The organism is Pseudomonas sp. RIT778, assembly GCF_019718735.1.
GTDB classification, from domain to species: Bacteria; Pseudomonadota; Gammaproteobacteria; order Pseudomonadales; family Pseudomonadaceae; genus Aquipseudomonas; species Aquipseudomonas aphyarum.
Genome location: NZ_JAIHBA010000001.1, coordinates 300,520 through 315,415, shown reverse-complemented (window position 1 = coordinate 315,415; position 14,896 = coordinate 300,520). Strand labels below are relative to the sequence as shown.

Annotated in this window: 14 protein-coding genes; 7 read left to right on the top strand and 7 right to left on the bottom strand. The window is 62.5% G+C overall.

Going from position 1 to position 14,896, the window contains the following annotated elements; translation table 11 throughout:
* Positions 1 to 1,793: phosphoribosylformylglycinamidine synthase (purL, locus tag K5E37_RS01525; protein ID WP_221532947.1), on the top strand; the 1,793-nt coding region annotated here is incomplete at its 5' end.
* A gap of 5 nt (positions 1,794 to 1,798) precedes the next feature.
* Positions 1,799 to 2,110 (top strand): YqfO family protein, encoded by a 312-nt coding sequence (locus K5E37_RS01520; protein ID WP_085608166.1) that lies wholly within the window; start codon positions 1,799 to 1,801, stop codon positions 2,108 to 2,110.
* 698 nt (positions 2,111 to 2,808) lie between these two features.
* Here the strand turns inward: K5E37_RS01520 and nagE are convergent.
* From nagE to K5E37_RS01485, 7 genes are all read right to left on the bottom strand, one after another.
* Positions 2,809 to 4,524 (bottom strand): N-acetylglucosamine-specific PTS transporter subunit IIBC, encoded by a 1,716-nt coding sequence (nagE, locus tag K5E37_RS01515; protein ID WP_085608167.1) that lies wholly within the window; start codon positions 4,522 to 4,524, stop codon positions 2,809 to 2,811.
* 23 nt (positions 4,525 to 4,547) lie between these two features.
* A complete protein-coding gene (gene ptsP, locus K5E37_RS01510; protein WP_221532946.1) occupies positions 4,548 to 7,061 on the bottom strand; it encodes a phosphoenolpyruvate--protein phosphotransferase in 2,514 nt (837 codons plus the stop codon).
* A 35-nt stretch (positions 7,062 to 7,096) separates the two neighbouring features.
* Positions 7,097 to 8,119 (bottom strand): SIS domain-containing protein, encoded by a 1,023-nt coding sequence (locus K5E37_RS01505; protein ID WP_139834502.1) that lies wholly within the window; start codon positions 8,117 to 8,119, stop codon positions 7,097 to 7,099.
* Positions 8,100 to 9,206 carry an N-acetylglucosamine-6-phosphate deacetylase gene (nagA, locus tag K5E37_RS01500; protein WP_221532945.1) on the bottom strand — a complete coding sequence of 369 codons (1,107 nt, stop codon included), beginning with the start codon at positions 9,204 to 9,206 and terminating at the stop codon, positions 8,100 to 8,102. Before nagA ends, K5E37_RS01505 begins: the two co-directional genes overlap by 20 nt.
* A 30-nt stretch (positions 9,207 to 9,236) precedes the next feature.
* On the bottom strand, positions 9,237 to 9,968 hold the full coding sequence (locus tag K5E37_RS01495; protein ID WP_007954613.1) for a GntR family transcriptional regulator: 732 nt from the start codon (positions 9,966 to 9,968) through the stop codon (positions 9,237 to 9,239).
* A gap of 331 nt (positions 9,969 to 10,299) precedes the next feature.
* Positions 10,300 to 10,815 (bottom strand): murein L,D-transpeptidase family protein, encoded by a 516-nt coding sequence (locus tag K5E37_RS01490; RefSeq protein ID WP_007954614.1) that lies wholly within the window; start codon positions 10,813 to 10,815, stop codon positions 10,300 to 10,302.
* Positions 10,816 to 10,917: 102 nt separating this feature from the next.
* Positions 10,918 to 11,469: an NUDIX hydrolase gene (locus K5E37_RS01485; protein ID WP_085608171.1), complete on the bottom strand. Its 552-nt coding sequence runs from the start codon at positions 11,467 to 11,469 to the stop codon at positions 10,918 to 10,920.
* A gap of 147 nt (positions 11,470 to 11,616) precedes the next feature.
* Here K5E37_RS01485 and K5E37_RS01480 point away from each other — a divergent pair, with 147 nt between their 5' ends.
* The 5 genes from K5E37_RS01480 to purT all read left to right on the top strand — a co-directional run bounded on the left by K5E37_RS01480 (position 11,617) and on the right by purT (position 14,814).
* On the top strand, positions 11,617 to 12,216 hold the full coding sequence (locus tag K5E37_RS01480; protein ID WP_085608172.1) for a CoA pyrophosphatase: 600 nt from the start codon (positions 11,617 to 11,619) through the stop codon (positions 12,214 to 12,216).
* A 47-nt stretch (positions 12,217 to 12,263) separates the two neighbouring features.
* On the top strand, positions 12,264 to 12,788 hold the full coding sequence (locus tag K5E37_RS01475) for a gamma carbonic anhydrase family protein (protein WP_007954617.1): 525 nt from the start codon (positions 12,264 to 12,266) through the stop codon (positions 12,786 to 12,788).
* Entirely contained in the window at positions 12,785 to 13,000 is a 216-nt protein-coding gene (locus tag K5E37_RS01470) for a DUF1289 domain-containing protein (protein WP_007954618.1), read from the top strand. Before K5E37_RS01475 ends, K5E37_RS01470 begins: the two co-directional genes overlap by 4 nt.
* A gap of 64 nt (positions 13,001 to 13,064) precedes the next feature.
* The gene (locus tag K5E37_RS01465; RefSeq protein WP_007954619.1) at positions 13,065 to 13,532 is read left to right on the top strand and encodes a preQ0 transporter; all 468 of its coding nucleotides are present in this window, start codon (positions 13,065 to 13,067) and stop codon (positions 13,530 to 13,532) included.
* Between the two features lie 100 nt (positions 13,533 to 13,632).
* The gene (gene purT / locus K5E37_RS01460) at positions 13,633 to 14,814 is read left to right on the top strand and encodes a formate-dependent phosphoribosylglycinamide formyltransferase (RefSeq protein WP_064382418.1); all 1,182 of its coding nucleotides are present in this window, start codon (positions 13,633 to 13,635) and stop codon (positions 14,812 to 14,814) included.
* Positions 14,815 to 14,896: the final 82 nt, after the last annotated feature.

Here is a 14,896-nt window from a genome sequence, read left to right as displayed (position 1 = left end):
CGCTGCTGGACGCTCCGGCGTCGGGCCGCATGGCCATCGGCGAAACCCTGACCAACATTGCCGCTTCGCGCATCAACAAGCTCTCCGACATCAAACTGTCGGCGAACTGGATGTCCGCTGCCGGCCACCCGGGCGAAGACGCGCGTCTCTACGACACCGTGAAAGCGGTCGGCATGGAACTGTGCCCTGAGCTGGGCATCACCATCCCGGTCGGCAAGGACTCGATGTCCATGGCCACCCGCTGGAACGACAACGGCGAAGACAAGACTGTCACCTCGCCAATGTCCCTGATCGTGACCGGTTTCGCGCCAGTGGCTGACATCCGTCAGACCCTGACCCCGGAACTGCGCATGGACAAGGGCACCACCGACCTGATCCTGATCGACCTCGGTCGCGGCCAGAACCGCATGGGCGCCTCGATCCTGGCGCAGGTTCACGGCAAGCTCGGCAAGCAGGCTCCGGACGTCGACGACGCCGAAGACCTGAAAGCCTTCTTCGCAGTGATCCAGGGCCTCAACGCCGACGGTCACCTGCTGGCTTACCACGACCGTTCCGACGGTGGTCTGCTGACCTCCGTGGTGGAAATGGCCTTCGCCGGTCACTGCGGTCTGAGCCTGAACCTGGACAGCGTTGCCGAAAGCTCCGCTGAAATCGCCGCCATCCTGTTCAACGAAGAACTGGGTGCCGTGATCCAGGTTCGCCAGGACGCCACCCCGGACATCCTCGCGCAATTCAGCGCGGCCGGTCTGGGCGACTGCGTGTCGGTGATCGGTCAGCCGATCAACAATGGCCAGATCAACATCACCTTCAACGGTGACACCGTGTTCGAAGGCCAGCGTCGTCTGCTGCAACGTCAGTGGGCCGAGACCAGCTACCAGATCCAGCGTCTGCGCGACAACGCCGACTGTGCCGAGCAAGAGTTCGATGCGCTGCTGGAAGAAGACAACCCGGGTCTGAGCGTCAAGCTGAGCTACGACGTCAACCAGGACATCGCCGCGCCTTACATCAAGAAAGGCATCCGCCCACAGGTTGCCGTGCTGCGTGAGCAGGGCGTCAACGGTCAGGTGGAAATGGCGGCGGCGTTCGACCGCGCCGGTTTCAACGCGATCGACGTGCACATGAGCGACATTCTGGCCGGCCGTGTCGACCTGAACGAGTTCAAAGGTCTGGTGGCCTGCGGTGGTTTCTCCTACGGCGACGTTCTCGGCGCCGGTGAAGGCTGGGCCAAGTCCGCACTGTTCAACAGCCGTGCCCGCGATGCGTTCCAGGGCTTCTTCGAGCGTAACGACAGCTTCACCCTCGGCGTGTGCAACGGTTGCCAGATGATGTCCAACCTGCACGAGCTGATTCCGGGCAGCGAGTTCTGGCCGCACTTCGTGCGCAACCGCTCCGAGCAGTTCGAAGCGCGCGTGGCGATGGTTCAGGTTCAGGAATCGAACTCGATCTTCCTGCAGGGCATGGCCGGTTCGCGCATGCCGATCGCCATCGCTCACGGTGAAGGTCATGCCGAATTCGAAAGCGAAGAGGCACTGCTGGAAGCCGATCTGTCGGGTTGCGTGGCGATGCGTTTCGTCGACAACCACGGCAAGGTCACCGAAGCCTACCCGGCCAACCCGAACGGTTCGCCGCGCGGGATCACCGGTCTCACCAGCCGCGACGGTCGCGTGACGATCATGATGCCGCACCCGGAGCGTGTGTTCCGTGCCGTGCAGAACTCGTGGCGTTCGGAAGACTGGAACGAAGACGCGCCTTGGATGCGTATGTTCCGTAATGCTCGTGTGTGGGTGAACTAAGCGCTGTGTACAAGCTCGCTTTTTTTGTTCCCGACAGTCATGTCGAGTTGGTCAAGGAGGCTGTGTTCGCTGCCGGTGGTGGGCGGATCGGTGATTATGACCACTGTGCGTGGCAGGTGCTTGGATCTGGTCAGTTTCGGCCTTTGGATGGGAGTCAGCCGTTCATGGGTGAGGCGGGGCGGGTTGAGCGGGTCGAAGAGTGGAAGGTTGAGCTTGTTGTTGGCGATGAGTTGATTCGCTCGGTAGTGGCGGCTCTTAAGTTGAGCCATCCCTACGAGACGCCGGCTTATGAAGTGTGGCGGCTGGAGGATTTTTGATTTTCCTTGGCTGCTGAAATGGAAAACCCGCTGAGAGTGATTTCAGCGGGTTTTTTGTTGTTTGGGGTTTGGGTTGGGTGAATATCCGTTTCTTTGGGAGCGGCGGCTTATGGTTCCGCCCTTACGGCGGGTCACTTTGGCAAACGCCCCAAAGTAACCAAAGGTCTGGGCCCCTGCGTTCGGCGCCTCGCTGTGGCTCGGTGTTCCTTCGTTCCGGGATTCATCCGGGGGCATCGCCTACGGTTTGCTTCGCTGCACCTCCTCTCGATGCATGCGGCTTCGCCGCACGGTCGCTGCGCTCCCCCCCCGGATAAATCCCTCCACTCAGCCTTCCGATGGGGCCGGCACGTCAAAAGCTTTACTCGAGCTAACGCTCATCGTGTTGAGTGGTGGGAAGCAGAAAGCAGAAAGCAGAAAGCAGAAAGCAGAAAGCAGAAAGCAGAAGGCAGAAGGCAGAAGGCAACTGCGTACTGCTTGATCGTTCCCACGCTCCGCGTGGGAATGCAGCCCGGGACGCTCCGCGTTCCATTTTCGATTGTTTAAAGATGTGCGGGATTTACTGAATCTTCCCAATTGGTTTCAGCTTGCCCCCCCGGAAGCTCCGGTCCTGCGGTGGTTGCTTCAAATGGAACAGGAAACCCGGCCTAGGCCGGGTTTCTTGTTTGTAATCGCTTCAAGTCAAAACTTGATGGCAACCATCAGACCTTGGCACTCACCTCACTCCGATTGACCAACCCCTCCAGCGCCACACTCAAACTCTGCGCCCGATCCCCCACCAGCAAGTGCCACACGCCATCTTCCAGCGCGCTCACACCCAGACATCCAAGCTCTTTCAAGCGGCTTTCCGAAAGCGCCTTGCCATCGGCCAGTTGCAGGCGGATCCGGCTCATGGCGATGCAGTCGAGTTGCAGCACGTTGTCGCTGCCGCCCAGAGCGGTCAGCCATTGCTGGGCCTGGGGTGTGGAGACTGCGACGGGTTCGCTGGTTTCGACAACAGCGACAGGGGCAGCCACCACGGCTCGGCCCAATGCGGGCATCGCCAGGCGGATTTCGTCGGCAATGCTGTCGGCCATCGGTCCGACGACCACCTGCAGACTGCCGCCCTTGCCGGGACGTACCACGGCCATTGCGCCCAGTGCTTTCAGATCGGCGTCCGAGGCTTTGTTGCGATCGACCATTTCCAGTCGCAGACGCGTGGTGCATGCGCCGACGGTGACCAGATTTTCCGCACCGCCGAGTGCCTTGATGTAAGCGCTGGCGCGTTCGTTTTCGGTCAGGACCGCTTTGTCGGCGGTGGCGACGTCTTCGCGGCCCGGGGTTTTCAGGTTGAAGCGGCGGATGCAGAAATCGAACACCGCGTAGTAGATGACCGCATACGCCAGGCCCACCGGCACCACCAGCCAGCCGTTGGTCGAGCGTCCCCAGCCCAGCACCATGTCGATGAAGCCGCCGGAGAAGGTGAAGCCCAGATGAATGTTCAGCGCGTTGGTGATCGCCATCGACAACCCGGTCAGCAGCGCGTGCAGCAAAAACAGCAGCGGTGCGAGGAACATGAAGGCGAATTCGATGGGTTCGGTGACGCCGGTGAGGAACGCGGTCAGGGCCATCGACAGGAAGATCCCGCCCATGACTTTGCGGCGCTCCGGCAGGGCGTTGCGGTACATCGCCAGGCAGGCGGCGGGGAGGCCGAAGATCATGACCGGGAACATGCCGGTCATGAACTGGCCGCCTTTCGGGTCGCCGGCGAAGTAGCGGGACAGGTCACCCGTGACTAGCGCGCCGGTGGTCGGGTCGGTGAAGTTGCCGAACACGAACCACGCCATGTTGTTGAGGATGTGGTGCAGCCCGGTGACGATCAGCAGGCGGTTGAACACGCCGAAGACGAACGCGCCGAAGCTGCCGCTTTCCATCAGCAGGGTGCCGAAGCTGTTGATGCCGTGCTGGATCGGCGGCCAGATGTAGCCGAACAGCACGCCCAGGCCGACTGCGCTGAAACCGGTGACGATGGGCACGAAACGCCGGCCGCCGAAGAACGCCAGGTACTCCGGCAGCTTGATGTCCTTGAAGCGGTTGTACAGCGCGCCGGCCATCAGGCCGCTGACGATCCCGGCGAGCATGCCCATGTTGATGCTGGCGTCGAGCACCTTGAGGGTGGAGATCATCACCAGGTAACCGATCACCCCGGCGAGGCCGGCGGTGCCGTTGTTGTCCCGGGCGAAGCCGACCGCGATGCCGATGGCGAAGATCATCGCCAGGTTGGCGAAGATCACCTGGCCGGCGTCGTGGATGATCGCGATGTTCAGCAGGTCGGTGTCGCCCAGGCGCAGCAACAGGCCGGCGATCGGCAGGATCGCGATCGGCAGCATCAGCGCGCGGCCGAGGCGTTGCAGGCCTTCGATGAAGAGTTGGTACATGGCGTTTGTCCTTGTTGTTTTTGTTAGCGCAGAGGCCAATGTTGATGACAGGCATGACGCACCGCGGCGGCGCTGCTCAGCTTGAGCAAGTCCCGGGCGAGGCGTTGGCATTCGGCTTCGTGCAGCTGGCGCACGCGGTCCTTGATTTCGCCGATCTGTACCGGGCTCACCGACAGTTCGGTCACGCCCAGGCCGATCAACACCGGCGTCGCCAGCGGATCGGAAGCCAGGGCGCCGCACACGCCGACCCAGCGTTTATGCACCGCCGCGCCTTCGCAGGTCATGGCGATCAGGCGCAGCAGCGCCGGGTGCAAGGCATCTACCCGCGCGGCGAGGCCTGCGTGGTCGCGGTCCATGGCCAGGGTGTATTGCGACAGGTCGTTGGTGCCGATGGACAGGAAGTCCGCGTGTTCAGCCAATTGTTCGGCCTGCAACGCGGCGGCCGGGACTTCGATCATCACGCCGATTTCCGGACGTTGATTGATGCCCAGTTCCAGGCACAGCGCATCGACCCGCTGGCGGATGTGCATCAGTTCGTCGACTTCGGTGACCATCGGCAGCAGGATCCGGCAGCGCTGCAACGGGCTGACTTGCAGCAGCGCACGCAGTTGCTGATCGAGGATTTCCGGGCGGGCCTGGGCCAGGCGAATACCGCGCAGGCCGAGCACCGGGTTGGCCTCGACCGGCAGTGGCAGGTAGTCGAGTTGCTTGTCGCCGCCGACGTCGATGGTACGGATGATCACTGACTTGTCGCCCATGGCATCGATCACAGATTGATAGGCGGCGCGTTGTTCTTCGACGTCCGGCGCAGTGTGGCGATCGACGAACAGAAACTCGGTGCGCAACAGGCCGACGCCGTCGGCGCCGTTGGCAAATGCATCCGCCGCTTCGTGGCTGGAAGCGACGTTGGCGACCACTTCGATGGCCACGCTGTTGCGGGTTTCCGCCGGCAGATAGGCCTGGGCTTGCTGGGCATCGCGCCGTTGTTGGCGGTCGATCTGTGCCTGGCGGACTTCGGTCAGACGCTCGGCATTTGGCGTCAGTTCGAGGCGACCGCCGTCGGCGTCGAGGACCACCGGTTGGCCTTGTGCTTGATCGAGCAGTGCAGAACCCAGTGCGACCATGCACGGCAGGCCTTTGCCCCGGGCCAGAATCGCCACGTGGGAAGTCGCGCCACCTTCGGCCATGCACAAGCCGGCGACGCCTTGCGCGCTGAGTTGCAGCAGGTCCGACGGCGTCAGTTCGTGGGCGGCGACGATGGCGCCAGCCGGCACTTCGTAATGCCAGGCTTCGCCGAGCAGGGCGCGCAGCACCCGTTGCTTGAGGTCGCGCAGATCGTTGGCGCGCTCGGCCAGCAGCGCGCTGCCGGTGTTTTGCAGCACTTCGCATTGCGCATCGATGGACTGGCTCCAGGCGTGAGTCGCCGCCGTGCCGGTTTCGATCGATTGCTGGGCGGCGTCGAGCAGGGCCGGGTCTTCCAGCAAGGCCAGGTGCGCGGCGAAGATCGCTTCTTCGTCGGCATTGCGCTGTTTTTTCGCCTGGGCGAGGGTGCCGTCGATTTCGCTGCGAACCTGGTTCAGCGCCGTGTCGAGAATCTGTAGTTGTTGCTCGGGCTGATGATTGCCGGTGTCGGCCGGCAGGCTGATCGCGTTCAGGCGAAACAGCGGCCCGCCGACCAGACCCGGTGCGGCGCACACACCGCGCAACACGCCAGCCTCGGCCGGGCGATTGCGTGGGGTAGCGGCAACCGGTGCGGCGGCGTGATGATCTTCGGCCAGGGCGGTGGCCAGTGCGGTGAGCAAGGCTTGCAACGCCGCCTGTGCGTCCGGGCCCTGGCAAGTGACCCGCACTTCGTCCTGCTCGCCAATCGCCAGGCCCATCAAACCGATGAGGCTGTTGCACGGTGCCGACTTGCCGGCGAAATGCAGCTGCGACTGGCTTTTGAAACCTTGCGCGGTCTGACGGATCAACGCCGCCGGGCGCGCATGCAGACCGCCGCGATGGGCGACCTGCACGTGACCGTGAACTTCCGGGCCGCCGAGTTCTTCTGTGTTCGCCGCTGCGCTGTGACGAGCGACGATGTGCAGCAGCGGCTCGCCCACCTTCACCGTTTTCAGGGTGATGGGGCGCGCCTGGAAATCCTGGCTGTTGGTCAGGATCAGCAGGCTGACCAGGCTTTTGCACTGGCGGCCGACCTTGTCCAGGTCATAGCGCAGCAGCGGCTGGCCATTGCTGACCCGCGCGCCTTCCTTGACCAGCATCGAGAAGCCTTCGCCCTGCAACTCCACCGTGTCCAGACCAAGGTGCAGCAACAGCTCGGCGCCGTTGTCGGCGCGCACGGTCAGTGCATGGCCGGTGCGGGCGACGTGGATCACCACGCCGGCGCAGGGCGAATACAGGGTGTCGTTCAGCGGATCGATGGCAATGCCGTCGCCCATCGCGCCGCTGGCGAACACCGCGTCCGGAACTTTGGCGAGCGTGAGCACCGGGCCGCTGAGCGGGGCGCTTAAAGTCAGCTCTTTATTGTTGTTGTGCATGGCTCGGTCTCATCAGGAAAACGTTCGGTTCGGACTCAGTGCGTACGGGTGACTTTGCTCAGGTGTCGCGGCTGATCCGGGTCCATGCCACGGGCCACGGCCAGACCGGCCGCCATCACGTAGAAACTCTGGATCGCCAGGATCGGGTCGAGCGCCGGATGCTCCGCGCGGCTCAAGGTCAGGTCACGTTCGCTCACGTCATCCGGGGCGGCCAGCAGCACGCGGGCGCCGCGCTGGCGCATCTCGGCCGCCAGGCTCAGCAGACCGGCCTGTTCGGCACCGCGCGGGGCGAACACCAGCAACGGGTAATGTTCGTCGATCAAGGCCATCGGGCCGTGACGGACTTCGGCGCTGCTGAAGGCTTCGGCCTGGATCGCCGAGGTCTCCTTGAATTTCAGTGCGGCTTCCTGGGCAATGGCGAAACCGGCGCCACGGCCGATCACCATCAACCGCTCGCAATCGCGCAGGGCGTCGATGGCCAGGCTCCAGTCCTGTTGCGCGGCTTCGCGCAGGCCCTCGGGCAGGGCGTTGTGCGCCTCCAGCAATTCGCTGTCTTCTTTCCAGTGGGCGATCAGACGAGCGCTGGCGCTGAGGGTGGCGATGAAACTCTTGGTCGCGGCGACACTGCTTTCGGTGCCGGCCAGCAACGGCAGGCTGAATTCACAGGCAGCTTCCAGCGGCGAATCGGCGGCGTTGACCATCGACACGCTGAGGGCGCCGCGTTTGCGCAGCAGGCGCAGGCTGTTGACCAGATCCGGGCTCTGGCCTGACTGCGAGAAGGCGAACGCGACCTGACCGCTGACCTTCAACGGCGCCTGTTGCATGGTCACCACCGACATCGGCAACGACGCCACCGGTACGCCAAGTTGCTGCATGGTCAGGTAGGCGAAGTAGCTCGCCGCATGGTCGGAGCTGCCACGGGCAACGGTCATCGCCACTTGCGGCGGCTGACGGCGCAGGCGCCCGGCGATCTCGATCATTTGCGGGTCGAGCTGTTGCAGTTGGGCTTGCACGGCCTCGAACGAGGACAGCGCCTCCTCAAGCATTTTTGAAGTCAATGTCTTCTCCTTCGACCATGACGGCGGTCAGTGTGAGTGAGCGATCCAGCCGCACGCAGTCGGCCCAGACGCCGGGTTGCAGGCGCCCGCGTTCGGTGATGCCGAGGTAGTCGGCGGGGAATTGCGAAAGACGTTGCGAGGCCTCGGCGATCGGCAGACCGATCTTCACCAGATTGCGCAGGGCCTGATCCATGGTCAGGGTGCTGCCCGCCAGGGTGCCGTCGGGCAGGCGCACGCCGCCCAGGCATTTGGTGACGGTGTGGCTGCCGAGCTTGTACTCGCCATCGGGCATACCGGCGGCGGCGGTGGAATCGGTGACGCAGTACAGGCATGGAATCGAGCGCAGGGCGACGCGGATCGCGCCGGGGTGCACGTGCAGCAAGTCCGGAATCAGCTCGGCGAATTTGGCATGGGCCAGCGCCGCGCCGACGATGCCCGGCTCGCGGTGATGCAGCGGGCTCATGGCGTTGTACAGGTGGGTGAAACTGGTGGCGCCGGCTTCGAGGGCGGCGACCCCTTCCTCGTAACTGCCGAGGGTGTGACCGATCTGCATGCGGATGCCACGGCTGCTCAACTCACGAATCAAACCGTCATGGCCGGCGATTTCCGGGGCGATGGTGATCACCCGGATCGGCGCCAGTGCCAGATACTCTTCAACTTCGGCCATCAACGCGGTGTGGGCGAAGTTCGGTTGGGCGCCGAGTTTGCCCGGGTTGATGTACGGGCCTTCGAGGTGAACGCCGAGCACCCGGGCGGCGCCTTTTGGACGCTGTTCGCAGAACTCGCCGACCTCCTTGAGCACGCTGGCAATCTCGGCACTCGGCGCGGTCATGGTGGTGGCCAGCAGCGAGGTGGTGCCGAAGCGCACGTGGGTCTTGGTGATGGTCTCGAACGCGCTGGCGCCTTCCATGATGTCCTTGCCGCCACCGCCGTGGACGTGCAGGTCGATGAAACCCGGCAGCAGATACGGCAAGTCATTGGTCGCCGGATCGCAAGGCACGCCTTCGATCGACACGACTCTGCCGTGTTCGTAAATCAGCCGGCCGCGAATCCAGCCGTCAGCGGTGAGGATGTTGTCTTCAGACATTTCGCTTCTCTCGTTTGGCCTGGCTGCTGATCAGCGGCGAAGCTCTGCAACAAAGTCGTAGTAGTCGTTGCGGCAATAGGTGTCGGTGACTTCGATCGGCGTGTTGTCTTCTAGGTAGCCGACCCGGGTCATCAGCAGCATCGCGGTGCCGGGGGCGATGCCGACCAGCGCGGCGAACTCGTCCGAGGCGTTGATTGCCTGGATGTGCTGCAAGGCGCGCACGATCGGTTTGCCGATGCTGTCGAGGTGTTCGTAGAGGGAATCGCCCACCACCTGTGGCTTGGGCATGATCGAGGCGGGCAGGGTGCTCATCTCGATGGCCATCACGGTGTCGTCGGCTTTGCGCAGGCGTTTCATGCGCGCGACCTTGTCGTTCGGCGACAGGCCGAGGCGGATCAGTTCTTCGTGGGTGGGCAGGGTGATTTCCCGCTCCAGCCATTGCGAGCTGGGTACGAAGCCCTTGAGGCGCAGCATTTCGCTGAACCCCGACAGGCGCGACAGCGGTTGTTCAAGGCGTGGGGTGATGAAGGTGCCTGAACCTTGCAGGCGGCGGATCAAGCCTTGATCGAGCAGGACTTCCAGCGCCTTGCGGGCGGTGACCCGGGAAATCCCCAGCATTTCGCTGAGATTGCGCTCCGAGGGCATCGCCTGTTCGGCTTTCCACTGGCCGGCATGGATCGCCGCTTCCAGGTTGCGCGCCAGTTGCAGGTACAGCGGCGTCGGCTGGGAGTCGTCAGGGCGCAGGGCGTGGAGATCGTTCATGCAAGGCACTTCCGGAGCTGATATTGGTTTGTTGTCGCTCGCTGTTTCGGCGAAAACTAATACCACTTGCATACCATGTCAACGCAGCGGAAAGGCCTGTAGTCCTTTGGAATCGGGTGTTTGAGAGAGGGTGGTTTCAAGTGGTATTAGCGGTGGGCTCTGGAAAGCAAAAGATCGCAGTCTGCGGCAGTTCTGGCGGGTGAAAGTGGTATCACCGTTCAGACGTTGCCGCAGGCTGCGATCTTTTTGATTTAATTTTTGCGAGCGACCAATGGTCGGGGGAAAGGGCCGCTTTTCGGCCCCTCGGGAGCGTGCTCCCTGGATGACAGAGTCAGGGGCGGATTTCGATCATCGTGCCATCCGGCACCAGGTTCCAGACTTCACGCATGTCGACGTTGCGCATGGCGATGCAGCCATCGGTCCAGTCCAGGGTGTGGAACAGTTGTTCCGGGTTGTCTTCGGAGTCCGGCGTGCCGTGGATCATGATCATGCCGCCAGGCTCGACGCCTTCGCGGCGGGCGCGGGCGGAATCGCTGATGTTCGGGTAGGAGATGTGCATCGACAGGTTGAATTTGTCGCTGGTCTTGCGCCAGTCGATCCAATAGAAACCTTCCGGTGTGCGCTTGTCGCCCTCAATCAGCTTCGGGCCTTTTTTCGCGCCCTTGCCCAAGGAAATGCGATAGCTCTTGAGTGGCTTGCCGTCGGCGATCAACTGCAGCTGATGGGCCGATTTGAGCACCAGTACTTTTTCGATGAGCGGGGTGTTCGAAGGCGTCACGGTGGTCACGAATGACGCTTGGGAGACGGTGACGAACGACAGGCAGAACAGGGCAAGCAACCAGCGCATTGAAACGATTCCCCAGAAATGAAGCAGATACTTTATTTATAGATAGTGTGCAGGCGCTGTCGCGGGCTGCGTTAGCCGGTTATCGGCCGGCTGCTGTCGAAATCAAGTGATGGCCGGTTGAGCGAGCGGCGGGATCGATTCGGAGCGAACCGGATAGACCTCGACGCGCCGGTCTGCAAAGAAGCATTCCAAAGTACGGCCCACCGTGCGGAAAGCCAGCTCGTCCCAGGGAATGTCGGCTTCGTCGAACAGTTGCACTTCCAGGCTTTCAGGGCCGGCGGCGAAGTCCAGATCCGCCAGCTCGGCGCGGAAAAACACATGCACCTGACTGATGTGCGGCACGTCGATCAGGGTGTAGATGCTCAGGTTGCGCACCCGGGCGCAGGCTTCCTCGGCGGTTTCGCGGATGGCGGCCTGCTCGATGGTCTCGCCGTTTTCCATGAAACCGGCGGGCAGCGTCCAGTAACCGAGGCGTGGCTCGATGGCGCGGCGACACAGCAGGACTTTGGTGCCCCAGGTCGGCACGCAACCGGCCACGATATTGGGGTTCTGGTAGTGAATCGTCTGACAGCTGTCGCAGACGAATCGCAGCCGCGAGTCGCCTTCGGGAATGCGCTGGGTCACCGGGTTGCCGCACTGGCTGCAAAATTTCATGCTGGGGTTCCTGAATGCTGCGCCTATCTTGGCGTGCAGCGGTGTCAGTCGGCAAGTTGTCGTTTCGCGACATGACGCCTGTTCGGGGCTTGGGCGGTCGCAATGATTGGTGCATGATGCAGGGTAAGGCACCGATCGAGAACACTTATGCTGGACGAGCTACTGCACCGGGTAAGCAATCACACGCCGCGCACGCTGGAGACCGACACGCGTTTCCCCGAGGCCGCTGTCCTGGTGCCGATTACTCGCAGTGACGAACCCGAACTTGTCCTCACCCTGCGCGCCAGCGGGCTCTCGACCCACGGCGGCGAAGTCGCCTTCCCCGGTGGACGACGCGATCCCGAAGACCCGGACCTGATTTTCACCGCCCTGCGTGAAGCCGAAGAAGAAATCGGCCTGCCGCCGGGACTGGTCGAAGTGATCGGTCCGCTCAGTCCGCTGATTTCCCTGCATGGCATCAAGGTCACGCCGTATGTCGGGGTGATTCCCGATTTTGTCGAGTACCAGGCCAATGATGCCGAGATCGCTGCGGTGTTCAGTGTGCCGCTGGAGTTCTTCCGCAAGGATCCGCGCGAACACACCCACCGCATCGACTATCAGGGTCGCAGTTGGTACGTGCCGAGCTACCGTTACGGCGAATACAAGATCTGGGGGCTGACGGCAATCATGATTGTCGAGTTGATCAACCTGCTCTATGACGCCAAAATCAGCCTGCATCAGCCGCCCAAAAGCTTTATCAATACCTGAAGCCATCGCTCGAATGGCCAGCCATCGTGAGCCCTGAGGAAAACAAGATGAAATACCGCCTGGGCGACGCCCGTGTCGAAACCCATCCGCAGAGCTGGGTCGCCCCCAACGCCGTGCTGGTGGGTAAAGTCAAACTGGAAGAGGGCGCCAACGTCTGGTTCAACGCCGTGTTGCGCGGCGACAACGAACTGATCCTGATCGGCAAGAACAGCAACGTCCAGGACGGCACCGTGATGCACACCGACATGGGCTATCCGCTGACCATCGGCACCGGCGTGACAATCGGCCACAACGCCATGCTCCACGGCTGCACGGTCGGCGACTACAGCCTGATCGGCATCAATGCGGTCATCCTCAACGGCGCGAAGATCGGCAAGAACTGCATCATCGGCGCCAATTCGCTGATCGGCGAAGGTAAGGAAATTCCTGACGGTTCGCTGGTGATGGGTTCGCCGGGCAAGGTGGTGCGTGAGCTGACCGAGCCGCAGAAGAAGATGCTCGAAGCCAGTGCTGCGCACTATGTGCATAACTCTCAGCGCTATGCGCGCGATCTGGTCGAGCAGGAAGAATGACAACCCCGGAAAGACCCGTCGCCTCGCCGTGCGTGAGCATTTGCGCGCTGGACGAAGACGACATTTGCACCGGTTGCCAGCGCACGGTCGAGGAAATTACTCGCTGGAGCCGGATGACGAATGATGAACGCCGGGTTGTCCTCGGGCTCTGTCATGAGCGGGCGAAGGCCAGTGGCCTGGTCTGGATGATCGGCAAAACGCCAGGGCAATAACCGATTTGATTGGCGTCATCGGAAGGCTGAAGTAACCTGTGCGCCAAATTGACAGGTCATGCCCATGATTTTCCTCATCGCTTACATCAGCAGCGTCGTGCTGATCAACTTCGCCTTCTCCACCGCGCCGCACCTGGACATCATCTGGTCGGCCTGGGGTGGGCTGGTGTTTGTGCTGCGCGACATGGTGCAGATCCGCTTCGGCCACGGCGCGATTGTGGCGATGCTGGCGGCGCTGGTGCTGTCCTATGTCACGTCCGATCCGTCGATTGCACTGGCCAGCGCCACGGCATTCGCGGTCTCCGAGTGCATCGACTGGCTGGTGTTCACCATCACCAAGCGCCCGTTGCGCGACCGCTTGTGGATCAGCTCGGCGCTGAGCATTCCCCTCGATACCTTCATCTTCTTCGGCATGATCGACCTGCTGACGCCGCCGGTGCTCATCACCGCGCTGGCCTCGAAGTTCGCCGGTGTGACTGCGGTCTGGCTGATCATGGCCTGGCGCGAACGCAAACAGGCTGTCGCCGGCTGAAGCCAAACCCTCAGGTTCATGTAAAATGCCGCGCTTTCTCCCCATGGAAAGCGCGTCTGGCGTTGCTTTCCTCGATGATCCGCTTCTTTGAGGACCTGAGATGACCCGTATCGGAACTCCATTGTCGCCGACCGCGACCCGCGTATTGCTGTGTGGCTGTGGTGAGTTGGGCAAAGAAGTGGTGATCGAGCTGCAACGCCTGGGCGTTGAAGTGATCGCCGTTGACCGTTATGCCAATGCGCCGGCCATGCAGGTTGCCCATCGCAGCCACGTGATCAACATGCTCGACGGCGCTGCCCTGCGTGCAGTGATCGAAGCCGAGAAGCCGCATTTCATCGTGCCGGAAATCGAAGCCATCGCCACCGCTACCCTGGTCGAACTGGAAGCCGAAGGCTTCACCGTGATCCCGACCGCTCGCGCCGCGCAACTGACCATGAACCGCGAAGGTATTCGTCGCCTGGCCGCCGAAGAGCTGGACCTGCCGACTTCGCCATACCACTTCGCCGACACCTTCGAGGACTACAGTAAAGCCGTTGAGGACCTGGGTTTCCCGTGCGTCGTGAAACCGGTGATGAGTTCGTCGGGCAAGGGCCAGAGCCTGCTGCGCAGCGTTGATGACGTGCAGAAAGCCTGGGATTACGCTCAAGAGGGCGGTCGCGCCGGCAAAGGTCGCGTGATCATCGAAGGCTTTATCGATTTCGACTACGAAATCACTTTGCTGACCGTGCGTCACGTGGGTGGCACCACCTTCTGTGCCCCGGTCGGCCATCGTCAGGAGAAGGGCGACTATCAGGAATCGTGGCAGCCACAGGCCATGAGCCCGGTGGCGCTGGCTGAATCCGAGCGTGTTGCCAAAGCCGTGACCGAAGCGTTGGGCGGCCGTGGCCTGTTCGGCGTCGAGCTGTTCATCAAAGGCGATCAGGTGTGGTTCAGCGAAGTGTCGCCGCGCCCGCACGACACCGGTCTGGTGACCCTGATTTCCCAGGACCTGTCGCAGTTCGCCCTGCACGCCCGGGCAATCCTCGGTCTGCCGGTGCCGCTGATCCGTCAGTTCGGCCCATCCGCTTCGGCGGTGATTCTGGTGGAAGGCCAGTCGACCCAGACCGCATTCGCCAACCTCGGCGCTGCACTGAGCGAGCCGGATACCGCGCTGCGTCTGTTCGGCAAGCCTGAAGTGAACGGTCAGCGCCGCATGGGTGTTGCACTGGCCCGTGACGAATCGATTGAAGCCGCTCGTGCCAAGGCGACCCGTGCTTCCCAGGCTGTTGTAGTAGAGCTGTAAACCGAGTCGCGTCCATCGCGAGCAAGCTCGCTCCCACAGGTTCGGCGGTGTTCACAAATTATGTGTGTGGCCACGGACACTG

Bases quoted from the DNA above. Each gene is read 5' to 3' on its own strand.
- nagE (WP_085608167.1), bottom strand. From the start codon at position 4,524: ATGTACCAACTCTTCATCGAAGGCCTGCAACGCCTCGGCCGCGCGCTG.
- ptsP (WP_221532946.1), bottom strand. From the start codon at position 7,061: ATGCACAACAACAATAAAGAGCTGACTTTAAGCGCCCCGCTCAGCGGC.
- nagA (WP_221532945.1), bottom strand. From the start codon at position 9,206: ATGTCTGAAGACAACATCCTCACCGCTGACGGCTGGATTCGCGGCCGG.
- K5E37_RS01495 (WP_007954613.1), bottom strand. From the start codon at position 9,968: ATGAACGATCTCCACGCCCTGCGCCCTGACGACTCCCAGCCGACGCCG.
- K5E37_RS01490 (WP_007954614.1), bottom strand. From the start codon at position 10,815: ATGCGCTGGTTGCTTGCCCTGTTCTGCCTGTCGTTCGTCACCGTCTCC.
- K5E37_RS01485 (WP_085608171.1), bottom strand. From the start codon at position 11,469: ATGAAATTTTGCAGCCAGTGCGGCAACCCGGTGACCCAGCGCATTCCC.
- K5E37_RS01480 (WP_085608172.1), top strand. From the start codon at position 11,617: ATGCTGGACGAGCTACTGCACCGGGTAAGCAATCACACGCCGCGCACG.
- K5E37_RS01475 (WP_007954617.1), top strand. From the start codon at position 12,264: ATGAAATACCGCCTGGGCGACGCCCGTGTCGAAACCCATCCGCAGAGC.
- K5E37_RS01470 (WP_007954618.1), top strand. From the start codon at position 12,785: ATGACAACCCCGGAAAGACCCGTCGCCTCGCCGTGCGTGAGCATTTGC.
- K5E37_RS01465 (WP_007954619.1), top strand. From the start codon at position 13,065: ATGATTTTCCTCATCGCTTACATCAGCAGCGTCGTGCTGATCAACTTC.
- purT (WP_064382418.1), top strand. From the start codon at position 13,633: ATGACCCGTATCGGAACTCCATTGTCGCCGACCGCGACCCGCGTATTG.